Source organism: Polaribacter sp. SA4-10 (assembly GCF_002163835.1).
Classification (GTDB): domain Bacteria; phylum Bacteroidota; class Bacteroidia; order Flavobacteriales; family Flavobacteriaceae; genus Polaribacter.
Genome location: NZ_CP019331.1, coordinates 2006822 through 2028094 on the forward strand (window position 1 = coordinate 2006822; position 21273 = coordinate 2028094).

General features: G+C 31.6%; 18 protein-coding genes, 3 tRNA genes and 1 pseudogene. 5 read left to right on the forward strand and 17 right to left on the reverse strand.

The features are described 5' to 3' along the window. Positions 1-245: 245 nt before the first annotated feature. Positions 246-2651 (reverse strand): helix-turn-helix domain-containing protein, encoded by a 2406-nt coding sequence (locus tag BTO04_RS08655; RefSeq protein ID WP_198342045.1) that lies wholly within the window; start codon positions 2649-2651, stop codon positions 246-248. Positions 2652-2900: 249 nt separating this feature from the next. Here BTO04_RS08655 and BTO04_RS08660 point away from each other — a divergent pair, with 249 nt between their 5' ends. Continuing rightward, positions 2901-3320 (forward strand): helix-turn-helix domain-containing protein, encoded by a 420-nt coding sequence (locus BTO04_RS08660; RefSeq protein ID WP_232455877.1) that lies wholly within the window; start codon positions 2901-2903, stop codon positions 3318-3320. Positions 3321-3449: 129 nt separating this feature from the next. Here BTO04_RS08660 and BTO04_RS08665 read toward each other — a convergent pair whose 3' ends face one another. The 6 genes from BTO04_RS08665 to BTO04_RS08690 all read right to left on the reverse strand — a co-directional run bounded on the left by BTO04_RS08665 (position 3450) and on the right by BTO04_RS08690 (position 10431). Continuing rightward, positions 3450-4310, reverse strand: coding sequence for an alpha/beta hydrolase (locus tag BTO04_RS08665; RefSeq protein WP_087564119.1), 861 nt, complete (start codon positions 4308-4310; stop codon positions 3450-3452). Positions 4311-4364: 54 nt separating this feature from the next. Beyond that, positions 4365-4577, reverse strand: a complete 213-nt coding sequence (locus BTO04_RS08670) for an aldehyde dehydrogenase family protein (protein ID WP_157662445.1) — start codon at positions 4575-4577, stop codon at positions 4365-4367. 13 nt (positions 4578-4590) lie between these two features. Then, positions 4591-5397: an SDR family oxidoreductase gene (locus tag BTO04_RS08675; protein ID WP_087564120.1), complete on the reverse strand. Its 807-nt coding sequence runs from the start codon at positions 5395-5397 to the stop codon at positions 4591-4593. A 94-nt stretch (positions 5398-5491) separates the two neighbouring features. Further along, complete coding sequence (locus BTO04_RS08680; RefSeq protein ID WP_087564121.1) at positions 5492-6070, reverse strand: Crp/Fnr family transcriptional regulator; 579 nt, start codon at positions 6068-6070, stop codon at positions 5492-5494. A gap of 181 nt (positions 6071-6251) precedes the next feature. Continuing rightward, positions 6252-7457 (reverse strand): 2-oxoglutarate dehydrogenase complex dihydrolipoyllysine-residue succinyltransferase, encoded by a 1206-nt coding sequence (gene odhB, locus BTO04_RS08685; protein WP_198342046.1) that lies wholly within the window; start codon positions 7455-7457, stop codon positions 6252-6254. 241 nt (positions 7458-7698) lie between these two features. Then, positions 7699-10431, reverse strand: coding sequence for a 2-oxoglutarate dehydrogenase E1 component (locus BTO04_RS08690; RefSeq protein ID WP_087564123.1), 2733 nt, complete (start codon positions 10429-10431; stop codon positions 7699-7701). Between the two features lie 176 nt (positions 10432-10607). On the opposite strand from BTO04_RS08690, the gene BTO04_RS08695 reads away from it, so the two are divergent. From BTO04_RS08695 to BTO04_RS08705, 3 genes are all read left to right on the forward strand, one after another. Beyond that, positions 10608-10681 (forward strand) — tRNA-Asn (locus BTO04_RS08695). A 21-nt stretch (positions 10682-10702) separates the two neighbouring features. Continuing rightward, a tRNA-Gly gene (locus BTO04_RS08700) sits at positions 10703-10774 on the forward strand. Positions 10775-10797: 23 nt separating this feature from the next. Then, positions 10798-10883 (forward strand) — tRNA-Leu (locus BTO04_RS08705). A gap of 696 nt (positions 10884-11579) precedes the next feature. On the opposite strand, the gene BTO04_RS08710 is transcribed toward BTO04_RS08705, so the two are convergent. From BTO04_RS08710 to pdxA, 7 genes are all read right to left on the reverse strand, one after another. Beyond that, a complete protein-coding gene (locus BTO04_RS08710) occupies positions 11580-12029 on the reverse strand; it encodes an Lrp/AsnC ligand binding domain-containing protein (RefSeq protein WP_087564124.1) in 450 nt (149 codons plus the stop codon). Between the two features lie 92 nt (positions 12030-12121). Beyond that, the gene (accC, locus tag BTO04_RS08715) at positions 12122-13459 is read right to left on the reverse strand and encodes an acetyl-CoA carboxylase biotin carboxylase subunit (protein WP_087564125.1); all 1338 of its coding nucleotides are present in this window, start codon (positions 13457-13459) and stop codon (positions 12122-12124) included. 81 nt (positions 13460-13540) lie between these two features. Then, positions 13541-14005 (reverse strand): acetyl-CoA carboxylase biotin carboxyl carrier protein, encoded by a 465-nt coding sequence (accB, locus tag BTO04_RS08720; RefSeq protein ID WP_087564126.1) that lies wholly within the window; start codon positions 14003-14005, stop codon positions 13541-13543. A 33-nt stretch (positions 14006-14038) separates the two neighbouring features. After that, positions 14039-15034 (reverse strand): beta-ketoacyl-ACP synthase III, encoded by a 996-nt coding sequence (locus tag BTO04_RS08725; RefSeq protein ID WP_087564127.1) that lies wholly within the window; start codon positions 15032-15034, stop codon positions 14039-14041. A gap of 153 nt (positions 15035-15187) precedes the next feature. Then, positions 15188-15382 (reverse strand): 50S ribosomal protein L32, encoded by a 195-nt coding sequence (gene rpmF / locus BTO04_RS08730; protein WP_087564128.1) that lies wholly within the window; start codon positions 15380-15382, stop codon positions 15188-15190. A 1-nt stretch (position 15383) separates the two neighbouring features. Continuing rightward, on the reverse strand, positions 15384-15920 hold the full coding sequence (locus BTO04_RS08735; protein ID WP_087564129.1) for a DUF177 domain-containing protein: 537 nt from the start codon (positions 15918-15920) through the stop codon (positions 15384-15386). 84 nt (positions 15921-16004) lie between these two features. Beyond that, positions 16005-17039, reverse strand: a complete 1035-nt coding sequence (gene pdxA, locus BTO04_RS08740) for a 4-hydroxythreonine-4-phosphate dehydrogenase PdxA (protein WP_087564130.1) — start codon at positions 17037-17039, stop codon at positions 16005-16007. 59 nt (positions 17040-17098) lie between these two features. Here pdxA and BTO04_RS08745 point away from each other — a divergent pair, with 59 nt between their 5' ends. Beyond that, positions 17099-17683: a riboflavin synthase gene (locus BTO04_RS08745; RefSeq protein ID WP_087564131.1), complete on the forward strand. Its 585-nt coding sequence runs from the start codon at positions 17099-17101 to the stop codon at positions 17681-17683. A 3-nt stretch (positions 17684-17686) separates the two neighbouring features. Here the strand turns inward: BTO04_RS08745 and BTO04_RS15740 are convergent, their stop codons facing one another. The 3 genes and pseudogenes from BTO04_RS15740 to BTO04_RS08765 form a co-directional block, all read right to left on the reverse strand. Then, positions 17687-17878: a PID-CTERM protein-sorting domain-containing protein gene (locus tag BTO04_RS15740; protein WP_087564132.1), complete on the reverse strand. Its 192-nt coding sequence runs from the start codon at positions 17876-17878 to the stop codon at positions 17687-17689. A 530-nt stretch (positions 17879-18408) separates the two neighbouring features. After that, positions 18409-18659: pseudogene (locus tag BTO04_RS08760) on the reverse strand (DUF3127 domain-containing protein); the annotation flags it as partial. Between the two features lie 277 nt (positions 18660-18936). Next, positions 18937-21264 carry a polysaccharide biosynthesis tyrosine autokinase gene (locus BTO04_RS08765; RefSeq protein ID WP_087564134.1) on the reverse strand — a complete coding sequence of 776 codons (2328 nt, stop codon included), beginning with the start codon at positions 21262-21264 and terminating at the stop codon, positions 18937-18939. Positions 21265-21273 lie beyond the last annotated feature (9 nt).

The following is a 21273-nucleotide window of genomic DNA, read 5'->3' on the forward strand; positions in this document are numbered from 1 at the left end:
GGATGATATTAGAACTTAAAAGAGATTTCTCAATCGCTTAAAAAAGCTCATTTCGGAATGCCATTCTGAGTTCCAATTTATGATTTAGAATTAATGATTTAGAATTTATTGGTTTTATAAAAATGAAAATAACTAGCAAAAAAGTTTAGCCCTGATTGAAATGGCATCCTTTTTATTTTTCATAAAAAGATACAGTGGAAAGCAGGAAATAGCTTCTAAAAATAATTTTTACAGAAAAGAGAAGTCTAACTCTCCATAGAAAGTAAAACCATTCTCAGCTCCATAAAAGTAAAACTTTTGTCAACTTTTTCTTTGAGTTCTGTTAAGTTTTTGAACTTCGTTTCTTCAATTGCTTTAATAATTTTTTTGCACTTATTAATTGGTATTAATTCCAAAATATCTACGTCGCCAGAAGGAATATAACTTGCCAAATGACTTTCTATAGTTCCTGCGGTTAAGCTGCGTTCTTTGGCAATTTCTTTTACTGAAAGCCCCGTTTTAAACAACTCTAAAGAAATTTGTTTTGTTGGTTTTTTGTCTTCCTTTTTTTGTTCGTTGAATTTATTAATTCCGTTTTCTTTGCAATACGTTTCTATAGCTTCTAAAATTTCTTCACCATATTTAGAAACTCTAATTTTACCCATTCCAATAATTTTTAACAAGGCAGATTCAGTTCTTGGAAGCACATCACACATAGCATATAAGGTCTCTTGTGTAAATATTTGAAAATGCGGAATCTTTTCTGCTTTAGAAATTTCGTCTCTTAATTCACGTAGTTTTATTGCTAAAATAGGATCTCGTTTAGAAGACACTTTCTTCTTTTTAGTAGGTTCTGATTTTTGTAAAACTGCTTTTGCTCTTACTTCTAAATATTCTTGAACTTTAAACCCTGAAGTCATTTTTTGAAGTGCAAATAATTTTTCTAATAACTTTTCTTGAAGTGAATCAAACTGTTTTGAAAAATCTTTTTTTACCGCTTTATTATCTGTGGAAAATGAAATAGCATTTAAAGGTTTTAGAATATTACCTTTTGTTTGTGTTACAAAATAAGCTACAGCTTTTATAAAGCGTTCCTGAATTTGAGAGCTATTTTCAGGTAACACATTGTCTTCAGAAATTTGGATAAGTTGATTTTTAAATCCGTTTGAAACTTTCATTAAAGCTACAATTCCATCATCTTTTATGGTTTGTAAATGATCAATAACATCACCCTTAATACTTGTTTTATTTTTGTAAAAAATATCAATTAAACGACTTGTTGGATATAAAAACGGTTGACAATCAAATAATTCTGAAATCAAATTTAATTGAAAATGTTTTTCAGATTCATTTAAAATAGATTCATCAGGATGGTTTTCTTCTACACTTTCATTAAAAACACTTACAGTTCTATCGTTAATAATTGCACTGCTAGTAATTGGTGTTTTTAAAACCAACCCTTCTAAAGATGTACATCTACTTAACGCAACATAGGTTTGCCCGTGTGCAAAAGACGCTTCTGCATCAATCACCGCTTTTTCAAAAGTTAAACCCTGACTTTTATGAATGGTAATTGCCCATGCCAATCGCAAAGGGATTTGCTTAAAAGAACCAATAATATCTTCTTTAATCTCTTTAGTTTCTTCATTGATGGAGTAATTTACATTATCCCACATTTCTCTTTCAGTGACTATTTCGTCAATTTCATTTGGACATTGAACGGTTACACTTTCTCTAGAAATATCAGTAACAATTCCTATTTTTCCGTTAAAATATCTTTTTTCTGGTGAGGAATCATTCTTGATAAACATTACTTGAGCGCCCACTTTTAATTCTAACTTTTCATCATTTGGGAAAGCGTTTTCATTGAACTTCCCAGAAACTTCAGCTTGAAAAAAACTACTTCTATTTTTTAATTTATTCAACTCAGAATCGTTGATTAAAGTTGCTCTTTTATTATGTGTTGTTAACGTAATATACCCTTCTTCTTTACTTGGAGAAAAGTTAGGATTGTAGCGTTCATTTAAAATTTTAGCAGAGACATCTGATAAATTATCGTTTCTAATTTCATTTAAAATTTTAATGAAATTCGCATTTTTCTGACGATAAATATGTTTCAATTCTATAGAAACTACATTTGCTTCTTGATACGCCTTAGAACTAAAAAAGTACACTGTATTGTAGTGTTGTTGTAGTAAATTCCATTCATTTGGTCTCACAACGGGTGCTAATTGTTGCAAATCTCCAATCATTAAAACTTGTGCGCCACCAAATACTTTATTTCTGTTTTTATAACGACGCATTACTTGATCTATACCATCTAATAAATCTGCACGCACCATAGAAATTTCATCAATAATTACTAAATCTAAAGATTTTATAATATCGATTTTTGTCTTACTAAACTTACGTTGTGCATTGGAGGTATTGGCTATCTGATCTGGCAAAATTGGCCCAAAAGGCATTTGAAAAAACGAATGAATTGTAACTCCTTTTGCATTAATTGCCGCAACACCTGTAGGTGCCACAATAACCATTCTTTTTAAAGACTCTTTTTTAATTTGATGTAAAAAAGTAGTTTTTCCTGTACCTGCTTTTCCTGTGACAAAGATATTTCTATCTGTTTTATCAATAAATTGTAAGGCAAGTTCTAATTCAGGATTTTTAGGCATTATAGCTTTTCGATGCAAGGTAAACAATCATAAATAACTTCATAAAAAATAGTGCTAAAAATGAGTAAAGTTATTTAATATTTATCTGTTTTTACCGAATCTATAGCTGTCAGACTGCTGTCGTATGCGTGTCATATTCCCTACCTATTGGTAGCATCGCAATAGAAAAGTGAATCCTTATCTTTGTCTAGTAAATAATATGGAAAAAGTATGACGCCGACAACTATAAATTTAAGAGACCTTAAAAAAATGAGATTGCAACGCCATTGGTCACAGGAGCAATTAGCAGAAATGAGCGGATTAAGTATCAGAACTATTCAACGGATTGAAAATGGTGAAAATGCAGGTTTAGAATCTTTAAAATCTTTAGCAGCTGTTTTTGAAATAGATATTATTGATTCCGATAAAAAGAAAGAAATAGCACAAATTAGAACCGAAGAAGCATACATTCAAAATATAAAAGGATTTTATAAACTTCTTGCCATCGCAATTTTAAGTTTAATAGCTCCTGTTATCCTTGCAATTAATGATGCCTCAAATTGGGGTGTCTTTTTCTGGCTACTCCTTTCTTGGATCGTAATCATAGGAATTTATTCTCTAAATGTTTTTGATTTCCTTGGAGATGAGTGGAAACAAAAATTAATTAATAAGAAATTCAAAAAAGAATAACAAAAAAACCAGGGAAAATTTCAGCGTTTAGATACCTCTTCAACAAAACTCTGCTTTAGTTTGCAATCAAGTTTCTATCAATCTGTAAATTTCTTCGACGCTCTGAAAAGTAAGTACCTGAGATTACTCCTATTTATTTGCCTCTATAAATTTTATAATTTCTTTGTAATTTTTGTTCCATGGAAAAAGAAACTGACGCATCATTGGTACGTGTTTTTTATTCAAGAAATTGATCTTTGCATTTGGTTGAAAAGTTTTCAATTTCTGAACAAAAGATTTATTTTGAGAAATAATCGAAGGATACGTTTTTGTTCCAGTGAACATTAAAAATGGCGGCACTTTTTTAGACAGCCAATAAATAGGGGACGCATCTTTCCAATTATCTTGATTTTTTGTCCAAGTTACATCGTAATTGTGGTTCTTCGTTGGAGGATATTTTTTTAAATAAGAGTTCATATCCAATCCTGCTGCATCATTTAAAATAATCCCTTTAATCATATCTGTATTTTTTAAATACTTAGGGTTTGTACCCACTAGAGCAATCAAGTGACCTCCTGCTGAATGCCCCATTAAAAATATCTGATCGGGATTCCCGTTATATTTTTCAATATTATCGTAAGTCCATTGAATGGCAGCGGCAACTTCTTTCGCCATCGTATCATAATTACCATTAGGACTTAAAGTATAATTAGGAATTACCGTTACCATCTTTTTCTTTCCAAAATTTCGTCCCAAAAAACCATAAATATCTTTATTCCCTGAAGTCCAATAACCACCGTGAATAAAAATAACAACTGGACTTTTTTCAGAGGTTTGCGTCTGAAATACATTTAACTCCGGAAAAGAGGTTGTTAGAGCTTCTGTTTTTTTAAGATAAGAAATATCACTTATTTTTTTGGATGCACAACTTGATACTAAAAAAATACAAAAAAGTAATGTTAGGGTTCTGAAAAAAACGGGAGTTCCTTCTGTTTCTAATGATTTGTTCATTAATTTTATTTTAATTGTGTGTTCATCTTTAAAATACTTTATGACTTTGGCGCCTTAAATAATTTTTTGTAACCATGTAGGAATCGTTACAACTGCTCTTTGATTACTAAATGCTAAAAAACTTTCTTTTCCATGGTAATTTCCCATTCCGCTATTTCTTAAACCACCAAAAGGCAAATTGTGGTTGGTTATGTGCATCAGTGTATCATTAATACAAGCGCCACCAGAGGCAGTTTTAACTAAAACTGCTGCTGCTGTAGCTATCATTAGCCACTATTAATTATTTTTTATGACCTGTAAAATGCTCCATCGTTTTGTAAATTCCTAAGACCTTCCCCGCAAACCAGTCGAACACATTAATAGACATAAAACCTTGCCCTATTCTTGTAAGTCTATACATATATCCTGGAATAGTTACCATTCTTTTCTTTTGCTCCATCGCCTTAATAATTGCAAGTGCAGCAGTTTCTGGTGCTAGAATAGGTATTTTTGATTTTACGCCGTCAAACATTCCTGTATTAATGTAATACGGCATTATCGTTGTGATATTGATGTTCTTTTTTAGCAATTTCATCTCCAAACGCAAACTATCGGACCAACCAATTACCGACCATTTACTTGCTGCATATACCGACATTTTAGGGTTCGAGATTAAACCTCCAGAAGAAGCAATATTACAAATATGACCAGAGTTCTGGTCGAGCATATCATTCAGAAATTCTTTGGTTATGAGCATTGGAGCACTCGCATTAATGTCCATTGTTTTTGAAATATCTAATGTGGTATGTTCATGAAAATATTTTCCTGCAACAATACCTGCATTATTTATCAATACGTCTACTACGCCAATTTCTTTTTTTACTTTTTTAGCTGTTTGTTCAATTTGATTGCTATCAGAAACATCCACAATAAATCCTACAACCGTCCCTTTGCTAGCCAATTCTGAAATAGTTTCATCAATCTTTAATTTATTGATGTCCCAAAGTATCACTTTTGCTCCTCGCTCTAATAGTAAGCGCGCCATAATTTTACCAATCCCAGATGCTCCGCCTGTAATTAGAACTGTTTTATTTGTCATTCGTTGCATGCTAAAAGTTTTAAGTATCATTACTATGAATGTAAAAATAATGACTTTATAGTTTTTTAGCAATAACAAATGTTATCACTTTAAATAACCACTTTTAAATAGCATTTTTAAGGCGACTAAGATGCACGGAACTAATATTTAAATAAGAAGCAATTAAATGTTGTGGAACTCGCTGAAATATATTGGGAAAACTAGCAGTTAAATTATTATATCTCTCTAATGGAGTTTGCGTATACATCGCTTGAATTTTGTCATTAAACATAAAAAAATAATCTTCTGCAATGCGTCTGCCTAACTTTTCACCAAACCTCAACTTCTTATATCCATTTTGAACCATTTCAAGTGACATGACTAAAACCTCTGTATCTTCCATTGCCTGAATTGAATAATTTGAAGGTATTTCTTTTAAAAAACTCTTATAATCAGTAGCAAATGTTTTTTCTAAGGCAAAGTGAAATGTTTTTTCTTCTCCGTTATTATCAACAAAATAAATTCTTAACAAGCCGCTATTTACAAAAAACACCTCTTTACAAATAGTTCCTTCAGAAAGAATGGTTATCTTTTTCTTAAGTGTTTTTACTTGTAACATGGATGAATAGTAAGACCATTCTTCATCGCTAATTTCAATATAACTAGAAATAACTTGCTGTATGTTTTTGAATTGATCGCTCATTTTATGAATCCTAGTTTACCAAACATCCTTTCTTATTGGGCGCTAATTCAGTCGCTTTATTTTATGAGATGTATAAGCGAAGTTATCTTTTTGAAACTTCAGAAACAAATCAAACTATCAAAACAAAAAAATCCCAAGCTAGAAGCTCAGGATTTCAATATTTATAAGTCTATTTATTAGACTACATTTCTAATGCTTTTGTTGGGTTGTTATCCATCAATAATTCCATAGGATTTTCTAATGCTTCTTTAACAGCAACTAAGAAACCAACAGATTCTCTACCATCTACAATTCTATGATCATAAGACAAAGCAACATACATAATAGGTTGTATTTCAACTTGCCCATTTACAGCCATTGGTCTGTTTACAATATTGTGCATTCCTAAGATTCCACTTTGTGGAGGATTTAAAATTGGCGTAGATAACATAGAACCAAAAACACCACCATTTGTAATGGTAAAAGTTCCACCCGTCATTTCATCAATTGTTATTTGTCCATCTCTAGCTCTAATTGCTAAACGTTTTACTTCAGATTCTACACCTCTAAAAGACAAGTTTTCTGCATTTCTAATTACGGGAACCATTAAACCTTTTGGTCCGGAAACTGCAATAGAAATATCTTGAAAATCATTTTTGATTTGGAAATCTCCATCAATCATCGAATTCACATCAGGAAACAATTTTAAAGCTCTTACAACAGCTAACGTGAAGAAAGACATAAATCCTAATCCAACGCCATGTTTTGCTTTAAAATCTTCTTTAAATTGTTTACGCAAATCAAAAATTGGCTGCATGTTTACTTCATTAAAAGTAGTTAACATAGCCGTTTCGCTTTTTACAGCAACCAAACGCTCTGCAACTTTTCTACGCAACATAGACATTTTCTTACGCTCAGTACCTCTAGAACCAGTTGTTGGTTGCGTTCCCATAGAAGGCACCGCTTTTACTGCATCCTCTTTAGTAATTCTACCATCTTTTCCAGATCCACTTATAGTAGTTGCAGAAATTCCTTTTTCAGCTAATACTTTCTTAGCTGCAGGAGAAGCAGTACCAGTAGCATATGTTGCTGCTTTTGGAGCTTCTTTTACGGCAACTTTCTTTTCTTCTTTTGGAGCTTCAGTTTTAGCAGCAGCACCTGCTGGTTTAGCAGCGCTTGTATCAATTAGGCAAACTACTTCACCAACATTAACAGCATCACCTTCCTCAGCTTTTAAAGTGATAATTCCGCTTTCTTCTGCAGGCAATTCTAAAGTTGCTTTGTCAGAATCTACTTCAGCAATAGGTTGATCTTTTTCAACATAATCACCATCTTCTACTAACCACGTTGCAATTTCTACTTCTGTAATTGATTCTCCCGGAGAAGGAACTTTCATTTCTAAAATCATCAGTTCTTATTTTATGTATGCTGAACTAGATTCAGCACCTCAATTTATTAATTTATTCTTTTTTACTATTTGGGCGTTTTAACAGGCTTTCCACTATATCTTTTCTTTTTTTTTGTCATTGTGAAGTTTACTTTTTTGTAAACTGTGGCAATCTCTTAATTATAACAGATTGCTTCGTACCTCGCAATGACGCCTATTTATATAGACAAAGAAAAGGATGTCGTTTCAATCCTTAACGCGCCTACTCATTATCAAAAACACTATCAATAACTGCTTTATGACGTTTTTTAAATCTTGTGCTAGAACCTGCTGCCGGTACTGCATAATATTTACGAGAACGAACAGTTAATTTTACCAACTCAAAACGCTCTAACATAAAACTCCAAGCACCCATGTTTCTAGGCTCTTCTTGTGCCCAAATATATTCTTCAATATTTGGATATCTATCAATTACTTTTTGAATTTTCTCTAAATGTAAAGGGAATAATTGTTCAATTCTAACTAAAGCAACATCATCTCTTTCTAATTTTTCTCTTTCTTCAAGTAAATCATAATAGAATTTACCCATACAGAAAACTAGTTTCTTTACATTTTTAGGGTTTAGTGTATCATCTATAACTTCTTGGAATTCTCCGTTTGCTAAATCTTGAATCGTATTCACCGCTTTTGGATGACGTAATAAACTTTTTGGCGTAAATACAATTAATGGTTTTCTATAATTACGTTTCATTTGTCTACGTAATAAATGATAGAAATTAGCCGGTGTTGTACAGTTTGTAACGGTCATGTTATCTATTGCACATAATTGTAAATAACGCTCTATTCTTGCAGATGAATGCTCAGAACCTTGTCCTTCATAACCATGAGGTAATAAGACTACAATTCCGTTTTGTAATTTCCACTTATCTTCTGCAGCAGAAATGTATTGGTCAAATATAATCTGAGCTCCGTTAGAGAAATCTCCAAACTGAGCTTCCCAAATAGTTAATGTATTAGGGTTTGCCATGGCATAACCATAATCAAAACCTAAGACACCGTATTCAGACAATAACGAGTTATAAATCGTCATTTTCCCTTTACTTTTTGGATTTGTGTTTAATAAATTTATTCTCTCTTCTGTAATTTCATCACGTAAAACAGCGTGTCTATGAGAAAAAGTTCCTCTTTCTACATCTTGTCCAGAAATACGAACATTAAATCCTTCTTCCATTAAACTTCCATAGGCAAGGTTTTCAGCCATTCCCCAATCTAATTTATTGGTCTCAAAAACCATTTTATCTCTACCTTGTAGAATACGTTCTGCTTTTTTAACAAATTTTACATTCTCTGGAACTGTAGAAACTACTTTTGCAATATTTTTTAATCCATCTTCAGAATATTGTGTATTCTCAGTAAGCAACATGGCGTCTAAATCTTGACGCTCATATCCTTTCCAAGTAGATTTCATAAATTCTCTAAGCTTAGAGGTTTTTACTTTCTTAGCTTCTTCAAATTCTCTTTCAAGCATTTGTTTAAACTCAGTAGTAATTTCATTTAAATAAGTGTCATTTATAGAACCCTCAGTTAATAATTGTTCTACATAAATATCTTTTGGATTTTTATGCTTTGCAATTGCTTTGTATAATTTTGGTTGTGTAAAACGAGGTTCATCACCTTCATTATGGCCATATTTTCTATAGCCTAATAAATCGATAAAAATATCCGATTTAAACTTCATTCTAAATTCTAATGCCATTTCCATTGCATGGCAAACAGCTTCTGTATCGTCTGCATTAACGTGTAAAACAGGTGACAAGGTTACTTTAGCAACATCAGTACAATACGTACTAGAACGTGCGTCTAAATAGTTGGTAGTAAACCCAATTTGATTGTTTACAACAATATGAATTGTTCCTCCTGTTTTATAACCATTTAATTTTGCCATTTGAGTTACCTCATAAACAATACCTTGACCTGCAATTGCAGCATCTCCATGAATTATAATAGGTAATATCTTGCTTTCGTCACCCTTGTATTTTCTATCAATCTTAGCTCTTGTAATCCCTTCAACTACCGCTGCAACGGTTTCTAAGTGAGATGGATTTGGAACTAAATTCATTTTAATTTTGTTTCCATCTCTAAAAGTTTTACTTAAAGTTAAACCTAAATGGTATTTTACATCTCCATCAATATCCTCATCTTCAAAATCTTTACCTTCAAATTCACTAAATAAGTCTCTAACAGGTTTTTTAAAAATGTTTACCAATGTATTTAATCTACCTCGATGCGCCATTCCAATAACACATTCTTTTACCCCATAAATTCCTGCAGCATCGCGCAAAGCAACACTAATTCCAGGAATTAAAGCTTCTCCTCCTTCTAAAGAAAAACGTTTTTGACCAACATATTTAGTTTGTAAAAAACTTTCAAAAGTAACTGCTTGGTTTAATTTACCTAAAATATATTTCTTAGCTTCTACAGAATAATTAGGGCGATTATCATTTGTATTCAAACGATTCTGCCACCATTTTAACTTTTCTGGATTACGCATATACATGTATTCTACACCAATAGAATCACAAAAAATACGTTGTAAGTTTTTAATTATTTCAGAAAGTGTTGTTTTACCTAAACCTAAAACTTCACCAGCAGAAAATGTTTTACCTAAATCCTCTTTAGATAATCCAAAATTTTCTATGTCTAAAGTTGGCTTGTATTGTCTTCTATCTCTAACTGGGTTTGTTTCAGTAAACAAGTGCCCACGGGTTCTATACCCGTTTATAAGATCTACAACCAGAAATTCTTTTTTTACTTCTTCAGGAATTTCTGTAGAAACATCCTCATCTTTAAAAGAATAGTTTTCATTGGCTAAATCATACCCTTGAAAAAAACTTCTCCAACTAGGTTCAACCGAATCTGGATTAACTAAATACTGGTCGTATAAATCGGCGATAAAGCCTGTGTGTGCTGCGTTTAAGAACGAAAATTTGTCCATATAATAGTTTGCGCTTAAGATCTAAGCATATTCTAAAGGCAAAAATACAATAATTTGAAATTTAAAGAAGAATTTATCTTTATTATATAAAAAAATAAAAAAAATTACAAAAACACTTGGACATGTCTTAAAAAGATTTATATTTGCACTCGCTAAACACAAAACGTGTAGCAAACTCCTCTTTAGCTCAGTTGGTTAGAGCATCTGACTGTTAATCAGAGGGTCCAAGGTTCGAGTCCTTGAAGAGGAGCTAAGTTCATTTACATTGACTGCGAAAGTAGCTCAGGGGTAGAGCATCACCTTGCCAAGGTGGGGGTCGCGGGTTCAAATCCCGTCTTTCGCTCTATTGTAAAACAAATTACCAATGCTGAAGTGGTGGAATTGGTAGACACGCTGGACTTAAAATCCAGTGGTCAGTAATGGCCGTGCGGGTTCAAGTCCCGCCTTCAGTACTAAAACCGTAACATTTATTTGTTACGGTTTTTTTTTGTTTTACACTATTTCACACAAAAAAAGAGAGCTGAAAATTAATTTAGCTCTCTTTGATACAATTCATAAATCCCCCAACGTATGATTGTCTTAATATAAAATTAATTCAACTTTAATTTGTAATAATGATTATCACATTACAAATAAACAAAAAGGTATAACTCTCTTGCTTAATAATTCGATTAGTGAACTGTAAGTTTCGGTGAATGGTTACTTTTACCCGTTAACTAGATTATTTAAGGTAATTAACTAAGTTTAAAGTAAGTTTGATCACTTCATAAACTCACTTTTATTAAATCTACTAACAGGAGTAACATTTTTCTTAAAAAGAACACTATTATATTCTCAGAAATATTAATTATAAGCCAACCATGCACTCTTAAAAATAGTGATGGAGGAATTTTTTATCTATTTTTTAATGTAGAATGAATTATGTAAATCTTTTTTTTAAATTTTATTATTATCTCCTTTTGATTCAATTAAAAAAAAATGAAAGGTTTTTCATCATCACTTAAAAGCAGCGAAATTGAATTCATTTTATAAATAATTAAATTATAGGGAGCATACAAAACTGAAGTAAGAAAATCTAAAAAATACACTTGCTAGCTTACCTGCATATAAAGCAGGGTAAGTCATTGATAAAAATAGGTGAATAGTTTTTATATGTTGATTTGTCTATCTATTTGTTGATCTAAAGAAATAAAGGTTTCTGTTCTAGAAACCCCTTTAATATTTTGAATATCCTTATTTAAAAGGCTCATTAAATCTTCATTATTTTTACACATAACTTTAATAAAAATAGCATAATTACCTGTAGTATAATGGCTTTCTACAACTTCTGGAATATCTTTTAGCCTTTTTATTGCTGATGAATATTGACTTGATGAATCTAAAAAAACACCTACAAAAGCTGTTGTTGTATATCCTAAAGATTTTGGGTTGATAATCATTTTATACCCATCTATTAAATCAGATTTTTCTAATTTTCTTAATCTTTGATGAATTGCAGCTCCAGAAATACCAACTTCCCTTGCAATACTAAGCACAGGTGTTCTTGCATCTTTTACCAACCTTTTTATAATTATTTTATCAATTCCGTCTATTTTCATTTTAACTATATTTACTATAAAGATAAAAAAAATAGAGAATACAAATTGTATTCTCTATTTTCATTTATTATTAATAACTAAATATTAAGATATTATTTCATTTTGAAATCTTCCATAAATTTAGTTGTATAGTTTCCCGCAACATAATCTGGGTGCTCCATTAGTTCTCTATGAAAAGGAATTGTTGTTTTAACACCTTCAATTACAAATTCATCTAAAGCACGTTTCATTTTATTAATTGCTTCTTCTCTTGTTTGCGCTGTAACAATTAATTTAGCAATCATAGAATCATAATTTGAAGGAATCGTATACCCTGCATAAACATGTGTATCTATTCTTACCCCATGGCCTCCAGGAGCATGAAAAGTTGTAATCTTTCCAGGAGCTGGTCTAAAGTTATTATAAGGATCTTCGGCATTAATTCTACATTCTATGGCGTGCATTTTTGGAAAATAATTTTTACCCGAAATTGGCACACCTGCAGCAACTAAAATTTGCTCTCTAATTAAATCGTAATCTATTACTTCTTCTGTAATTGGATGCTCTACTTGAATACGAGTATTCATTTCCATAAAATAGAAGTTTCTATGTTTATCAACTAAAAACTCTACAGTACCTGCACCTTCATATTTAATGAATTCTGCTGCTTTTACTGCTGCAATACCCATCTTTTTTCTTAATTGATCTGTCATAAAAGGAGAAGGAGTTTCTTCTGTTAACTTTTGATGACGACGCTGAACAGAACAATCTCTTTCTGATAAATGACAAGCCTTTCCATAAGAATCTCCAACAATTTGAATTTCTATATGTCTAGGTTCTTCAATTAATTTTTCCAAATACATTCCATCATTACCAAAAGCTGCTTTTGCTTCTTGACGAGCAGAATCCCAAGCATCTCTTAGGTCTTCTTTCTTCCAAACAGCACGCATACCTTTACCTCCACCTCCGGCAGTAGCTTTTAGCATTACAGGATATCCTGATTCTTGTGCTAATATCTCACATTCTTCAAAATCTTTCATGATTCCTTCTGAACCTGGTATACATGGAACTCCTGCAGAAATCATAGTAGATTTCGCTGAAGCCTTATCCCCCATCTTATCTATCATTTCTCCAGTAGCGCCAATAAATTTAATATTATGCTCTTCACATAATTTAGAAAATTTGGCGTTTTCTGATAAAAATCCATATCCTGGATGAATTGCATCTGCATTGGTAATTTCTGCACTAGCAATAATATTAGACATTTTTAAATAAGACTCTGAACTGGGTGCAGGCCCAATACAAACTGCTTCATCAGCAAACCTTACGTGTAAACTTTCTGCATCTGCAGTAGAATAAACAGCTACGGTTTTAATGCCCATTTCTTTACAGGTTCTAATAACTCTTAGAGCAATTTCACCTCTGTTGGCAATTAATATTTTTTTAAACATAATCGTATACTTTTCAACAATTCAAAAAACAAATTTGTCATAAAAATGAATAAAATTTGGAAATTGAAAATTGGATTAATATTAAGATGGATCTACTAAAAATAGTGGCTGATCAAATTCTACTGGAGTAGAATCTTCTACTAAAACTTTTACGATTTTACCAGAAATTTCTGATTCAATTTCATTAAAAAGCTTCATTGCTTCAATTACACAAACAGTGTCTCCAACACTTACTTCTGTACCAACTTCTGCAAAATTTGGCTTATCTGGAGATGGTTTTCTATAAAAAGTTCCAATAATTGGAGACTTTATAGTAATAAAATGAGAGTCTTCACTCTCTGTTTTTACTGGAGTAACAGCTTCTGCGGCAGTTGGAGCTGTCATTTGTGGCATATTTGCCATAGGAGCAGCTTGTACAATAGTAGTTTCAGTTTTTCCTGAACCTGTTTTAATAGTGATTTTTACATCTTCCATTTCTAACTTTACCTCGCTCGCACCAGATTTAGCTACAAATTTTATAAGATTTTGAATTTCTTTAATATCCATTTTTCTTATTATTTAGTTGTTTGGTTTAATGATTTATGAGTTGTACGCCCATTTTAAGTAGATAGCTCCCCATGTGAAGCCTCCACCAAATGCAGCAAAAATTAAATTATCTCCTTTTTTTAATTGATCTTCGTAATCTGCTAATAAAAGAGGCAATGTTGCAGAAGTAGTATTTCCATACTTATGAATATTCATCATTACTTTTTCTGATGAAACGCCAACTCTTTTTGCAGTTGCTTCAATAATTCTTTTATTTGCTTGATGCGCTACTAGCCATTGAATATCTTTTTCTTCTAACCCATTTCTAGTAAGCATCTTTTCAGCTACATCTGCCATGTTAGAAACAGCATATTTAAATACTGTTTTTCCTTCTTGATAAACAAAATGCTTATTCTGTGCCACCGTTTCTGCCGTTGTTGGCATTATAGATCCTCCTGCCTCTATTCTAAGGAAATCTCTTCCAATAGAATCACTTCGTAGGTATTCATCTTGTAAGCCTAACCCTTCATTATTTGGTTCAAAGAGTGCAGCACCCGCGCCATCACCAAAAATAATACACGTTGCTCTGTCTTTATAATCTATAATCGAAGACATTTTATCTGCTCCAATTAATAGCACTTTTTTATACCTACCAGACTCTATGTAGCTTGCTGCAGTAGACATTCCGAATAAAAAACTAGAACATGCTGCTTGCAAATCATACCCAAATGCATTTACTGCCCCAATTTCTGTAGCTACGTATGCAGCTGTAGATGCTATTGGTAAATCTGGTGTAGCCGTTCCTACAATTACCAAATCTATTTCTTCTGGATTTGTATTTGATTTTTGCAATAAGTCTTGAGCCGCTTTTATAGCCATATAAGAAGTACCTAAACCCTCTCCTTTAAGAATTCTTCTTTCTTTAATTCCTGTTCTGGTAGTTATCCACTCATCATTAGTGTCTACATAGGCTTCTAACTCTTTATTAGTTAAAACATATTCAGGAACATACTTCCCTACTGCTGAAATTGCTGCAGTTATTTTAGTCATAATTCTTGTTTATTATCCTAATATTAAGGAAATTCAAAGTAATGAAAATTATTCCACTTTTTGACTTAAAAGTTATCAAAAACAATTTTTTTTACTTTAAAAACGCAAAAAAACCCTCAGAAATGAGGGTTTTTTAAGTATTTTAAAAATGTTTTATGCTTCAGTTGTAGCAGATTCTAATACGATCTGTCCTCTGTAGTATAATTTACCTTCATGCCAGTGAGCTCTGTGATATAAATGCGCTTCTCCAGTTGTTGGATCAGTTGCAATTTGTTGATACGAAGCTTTGTAATGTGTTCTCCTTTTATCTCTTCTTGTTTTGGATATTTTTCTTTTAGGATGTGCCATTTTATGTCTTTTTTTCTGTTATTAAATTCTTTAATTTATCCCACCTTGGGTCTGTTTCTTCAACAGTTTTTACTTCTTTTATTTCTAATTCTTTTAATTTATCTAAAGTTTCAGATTCCATTGTTCCATCTAATACTTTTGGATGCACTCTTCTTGACGGTTGCCCCAACACAATCATTTCATAAATAAACTGTGCAACATTTAGCTGAAAAGCTTCATGTGGTAAAACTATAATCTCTTCATTTTCATCATTATATTCTGGACCAAACTTAATAACTAGCGGCATAACCGATGCTATTTCTTGATCATAGAATTCACTAGTTACATCACAAGGAACGTTAATGGTTCCAGAAGCTGTAAAATTAAGTTCAAAATGAGTACTTTTTTTTACAAATTCTAATGTAACATCTAATGATGAATTTTCAAATTCGTCGTAATTATATGTCTTAAAGAACGTATTATCAATTTCATATTGAAATAAATGTTTTCCTTCTTTTAATCCTACAAATGGTATGTTGAATTGTTTCAAGTCTTTCATTATCAAACATCAATTGAGCGGGCAAAGATATAAAAAATTGCTTTCATACAATGTTTTATATTAAAAAAATTTTACACCCGAAAACTACTTAATCAAAAGTGGGTTTTTAGTTAAACTTTTATATTCTTTTCTTGTTTTAAAAATCTGTAATGCAGTAAACAAAGCTTCATTAAAGGATGAAGCGTTTGCCATATTTTTTCCAGCAATATCAAAACCTGTTCCATGGTCTGGAGAAGTTCTAATATCACTTAATCCTGCAGTAAAATTAACACCACTCCCAAAAGAAAGTGCTTTAAATGGCGCTAAACCTTGATCATGATAGGTTGCTAAAACGCCATCAAATTGCTTATATGTTTCAGAACCAAAAAATCCATCTGCAGCATAAGGTCCATAAACCAATTTACCTGTTTCTTTTATTTCTTGAATAGTTGGTCTTATAATTTCATCATCTTCTTTACCTATAACTCCTTTATCTCCACAATGTGGATTTAGTGCTAAAACTGCTATTTTTGGTTTACTAATACCAAAATCTTGTACTAAAGAAGTATACATTGTACTTACTTTCTCTTTAATTAATTTTGGAGTTATAGATTCTGCTACTTTAGAAATAGGAATATGTCCAGTAATTAAACCTATTCGTAATTTATCTGTCATTAGAATCATTAGACTTTTTCCTTCTAAATTAGCTTCTAAATATTCTGTATGACCAGGAAAATTAAAATCTTCTGATTGAATTGTCTCTTTATTTATAGGAGCAGTTAATAAAACATCAACAGTCTTTTCTTTTAAATGTTTTACTGCTAATGCCAAAGATTTTGCTGCATATTCTCCAGAAACCTTTGTTGCTTTCCCTAATTCAACAGAAACCTCTTCTTTCCAAATATTTAGTAAATTTATTTTAGCATGATTTACCTGACTTATAGATGTAATTCCATGTATGGGAACATCTAGGTTTAATGCTTTTTTATGATACGAAACTACTTTTGTAGCTCCAAAAAGAACAGGAGTACAAAAATCTAACATTCTTTTATCTTGAAAAGTTTTTAGAATTACCTCTATCCCAATTCCATTTAAATCTCCAATTGAAATTCCAACTATAATTTTATCAGATTTATCCATAGTAATTCTTGTAATATTAGTATTTTTGGTTTCTACAAAAGTAACCAAAATTTACTGATATGTTTACCGGAATCATTGAAACACTTGGAACAGTAACTAATATTGTTAAAGAACAAGAAAACATTCATTTAACTGTTAAAAGTACTATTACAAAAGAATTAAAAATAGACCAAAGCGTTGCTCATAATGGCGTTTGCCTAACAGTTATTAATATTAATGAAAATGAATATACTGTTACTGCCATTAAAGAAACATTAAGTAAAACTACTATTGGTTCTTTAAAAGTTTCGTCTGCAATAAATTTAGAACGCGCAATGAAACTTGGAGACAGATTAGATGGCCATATGGTGCAAGGCCATGTAGATGAAACAGGAACTTGTGTGAAAATTAAAAGAGAACAAGGAAGTACTGTTTATACTTTTTCTTATCATTCTGATAAAAATAATATTACTATAGAAAAAGGTTCTATTACTGTTAATGGCGTAAGTTTAACCGTTGTAAACTCTAAAAAGAATGAGTTTAGTGTAGCTATAATACCTTATACCTTTGATAATACTATTTTTAAAAATATGGAATTGGAAGATTCTGTGAATTTAGAATTTGATGTAATTGGAAAATATGTTAGCAGATTAAATAATTACTAAATCTTACTTTTTTATTTTTCTTACCCCATAAATTAATCCAGAAACAAGTAAAAAAAATAGTCCTCCATCAATTGGCAAGCCCGGTGGCGGTGGCGGTGGCACAGGTGGTGGTACTATCTGACCATTCAGAATACATGTTAAAAACAACGCTATTGCTAACGTGAAAAACTTTGTTTTCTTTATTTTATATCCCACCAGATTAAAATTTTGAAATCTTTATACTTAGACAATTATTATTTTTTTAAAATAAAAGGATTCCACTTGGACTCGAACCAAGGACCCTCTAATTATGAGTCAGTAACTTTTAAATTACCGATTGTTTCATTTGTTTGCAAAACACTAAAAATAAACAAATTAAACTTACTCCTTTGTTTCCTTTCTTTGTTATTTTCAACTAAAATGTTTAACCTATGTTTGACCAAAAAATTTAAACACTTTAATTTTAATGTCTCTTCTACTCTTGTAATATTTAAACTAAAAGCTTTACTATTATTTTCAAAAGTAGTTTGCAAATTTAAATAATTATTTAATTTTAGTCTAAATTTTTTTTATTTTTTATTCAGTATATTTCGAATATCAATTCTAAAGTCACTGACTATCACTTTGAAAATACCTCTTTTCTAAAAAGGAAAATCATTTTCTTCTTCATCTAAGAAACGAACAGGTGTTACTTCTGGTAATTTTACTGATGCAGGTTCTTTAGTATTTAAAAGCGCTATTCTCTAACCTTGGATAGCATTAAAATACTTTGCTATACCTTCTGGATTTACCCACGCTCTACCCTTAAATTGAGATTTATTTTCACCTCTTGTCCTACTGTGTAGTCAATAAGCAAATCACCTTTATCTTGAATAAACTCCACTAAAATATGTTGTGGGTACTGCTCTTCTGTAGTAATTACAACTTCTCACTTTCTAAAACCATTACTACCTATGTTTTGAGTTTTGTTTAATACTTTTATAATACCAACCTCAATATTACTAGACATTTCTAATATTTCTAAAAACTTTTCATATAAAATCTGAGTCCTTTTAAAAAAAAACCATAGTATTTACAACTACTATGGTTTTTGGACTTTTAAAAGAAGTCTATGATTCTAATCAACAAAATAAATACTTCGATAAGCAGGATATGATGGTGAATTTTTATAAATCGGCTGCTTTCCAAGTGACTATTATAATACCCCTTAAGCTTAAAAAGAAAAAAGACACCCATTTAACTAAGCCATAAAAACAAGTTTCCACCAAGGTTTTTTAGTGATGTTTATCATAACCATAACCGTAGCCGTATCCATAGCCATAACCTTTTTCTAAATTAACGTCATTTAGCAATACGGCCATATTTGGCAAACGTTTTTGTTCGTACATTTTTTCTGGAATTTCCAAAAACCTTTTGTCTAAAAAATCAACTCGTATTACATATAAACATAAGTCAGCATACTCACTTAGCAGCAAGGTATCTGTGACCATTTTTATAGGAGCTGTATCTACAATCACAAAATCATAGTTGGCTTTTCCATAGGCCATCACTTCCTCAAAACGACCATTCATAAACAATTCAGAGGGGTTTGGAGGTACTGCACCTGAACTTAAAACATCAAAATTACCGGTTGGATAATGTTTAACGATATCCTTCATTTTTAAGGTGTCATCCATTAAAAAATGTGTCAGTCCTTTACCAAAGTCAACATCTAAATATTCATTAAATTTTGGTTTTCGAACATCAGCTCCAATTAACAATACTTTTTTATTTGATAATGCCAATACGGTGGCAAGATTCAATGAAATAAATGTTTTTCCTTCTGCGCCTATTGTAGAAGTTATAAATATCGTCTTAGCACCTTCTTTTACACCAGAAAGCATAAAATAAATATTGGTTCGCAGCATTCTGAATGATTCAGCAATATTGTCTTTATCATTTTCATGGATCACTATTTTATTTTCTGATTTCGAATGCGGTATCTCCCCCACAACGGGTGCTCTTACAATTTCTTCCACATCTTTGCTGCTATGTATTTTATTATCCAATAAAAACATAAGGTACAGTAATGCAAATGGAATGACCAATCCTAAAAGTAAGGCTCCCAGATAGACAATTTTTCTTTTAGGACTTATAGGAGTGTCACTTCCGTTGGCAGTATCAATTACTTTAGCATTTGGCACTGTAACTGCCAATGAAATGGCATTTTCTTCACGCTTTTGCAATAAATACAGGTATAAGGTTTCTATAATTTGTTGCTGACGTTGTATGTCTCTAAACTGCCTTTCCTGTTTGGGAACAGCGGTAATTTTTGAATTCATTTTGTACTCATCATTCACAGCATCTTTTAAAGCGATGCGCAAGCTCGATTTTAAATTTACCAGACCTTGAGAAATACTTCCTCTCAGCTGATTTAACTGATCATTTAAAGTAACGATTACAGGGTGTTTTTCACTAGAGCTTTTTAAAATTCGATTGCGTTCCAGCAACAATTCATTATATTTTGCGCTGTTTGAATTAACGGCGCCATCGCTTAGCCCTAAATTTGCAGGAATTAACTCCTCTGTATTATTGGCAACATATTCTGAAACATAAGCTGCCAGTTTTAACTGGGTATTTAAATCAACAATTTTCTTTTCCAGTTGTGCATTGCTTTCTAAAACCAACGTAGCTTCAGAACTAATATCCGTTAAATTATTAGAGGTCTTGAATTCCTCAACGCCTTTGTCTACCCCTGATAAATCTTTCTCAATAACCGTCAATCGTTCATTTATAAAGGTATTGGTGTTATTACCTATCAAACTTTTATCTTCCACCGCATCTTTATTGTATTGTCGAACCAAATTATTTAAGATCTCCTGGGCTTTCAATTTAATTGGTGACTTTAAACTTAATTCAATCAAGCTTGATTTTTGGTACAACAATTCTACCTGAAGATTATTTCTTAAACCACCGGCAACACTTTTTAAAGGAGAAATTTGAACAATGATCTCGTCTTCTGTATTTATGGCATTAATAGCTTTAGGTGTTATGGTAATATCCCCAAAGTTTGTAGCAATGTTTTCACCAAAAACATGTTCCTTACTATTATTTCCTTCAATGTCTTTTAGGGTAAAATGAGTTGAAGAAATGGCCTGAATGGTAAATGCTGTATCTCGGTTGTAAAACAAGGAATCTTTTGAAAAAAAATTAATTTTAAATGGAATATCATTTTTATACAATTCAATTTCGCGAACCCTTCCTTTCTTATAGTAAGGGATATTTATTCCCAATTCTTTTACCACGCGCTCCATCAAGCTGCGCGACTTTAACAAACCGATCTCATTCTCAATTGATTTCTTTTTGCCACCCATCAATCCTAAATCTTCAAAAGCTGACAATTCTGATGAAATACCTCCGGCATTTTCGTCATCAATTAAAATAGTAGTTGCAACGGCATACTGGTTTGGTGTATATTTCAAATAGGTATAAGCACCTGCTAAAGCCAGTAAAACACACAACAAAAACCATTTCCAGTGGTATACATATTTTTCAATCTTCTCACGATAATTAACAGATTCTTCTTCAAGAAACATATCATTTAAGGGGTTCTCATTTTGCATAATTGGTTG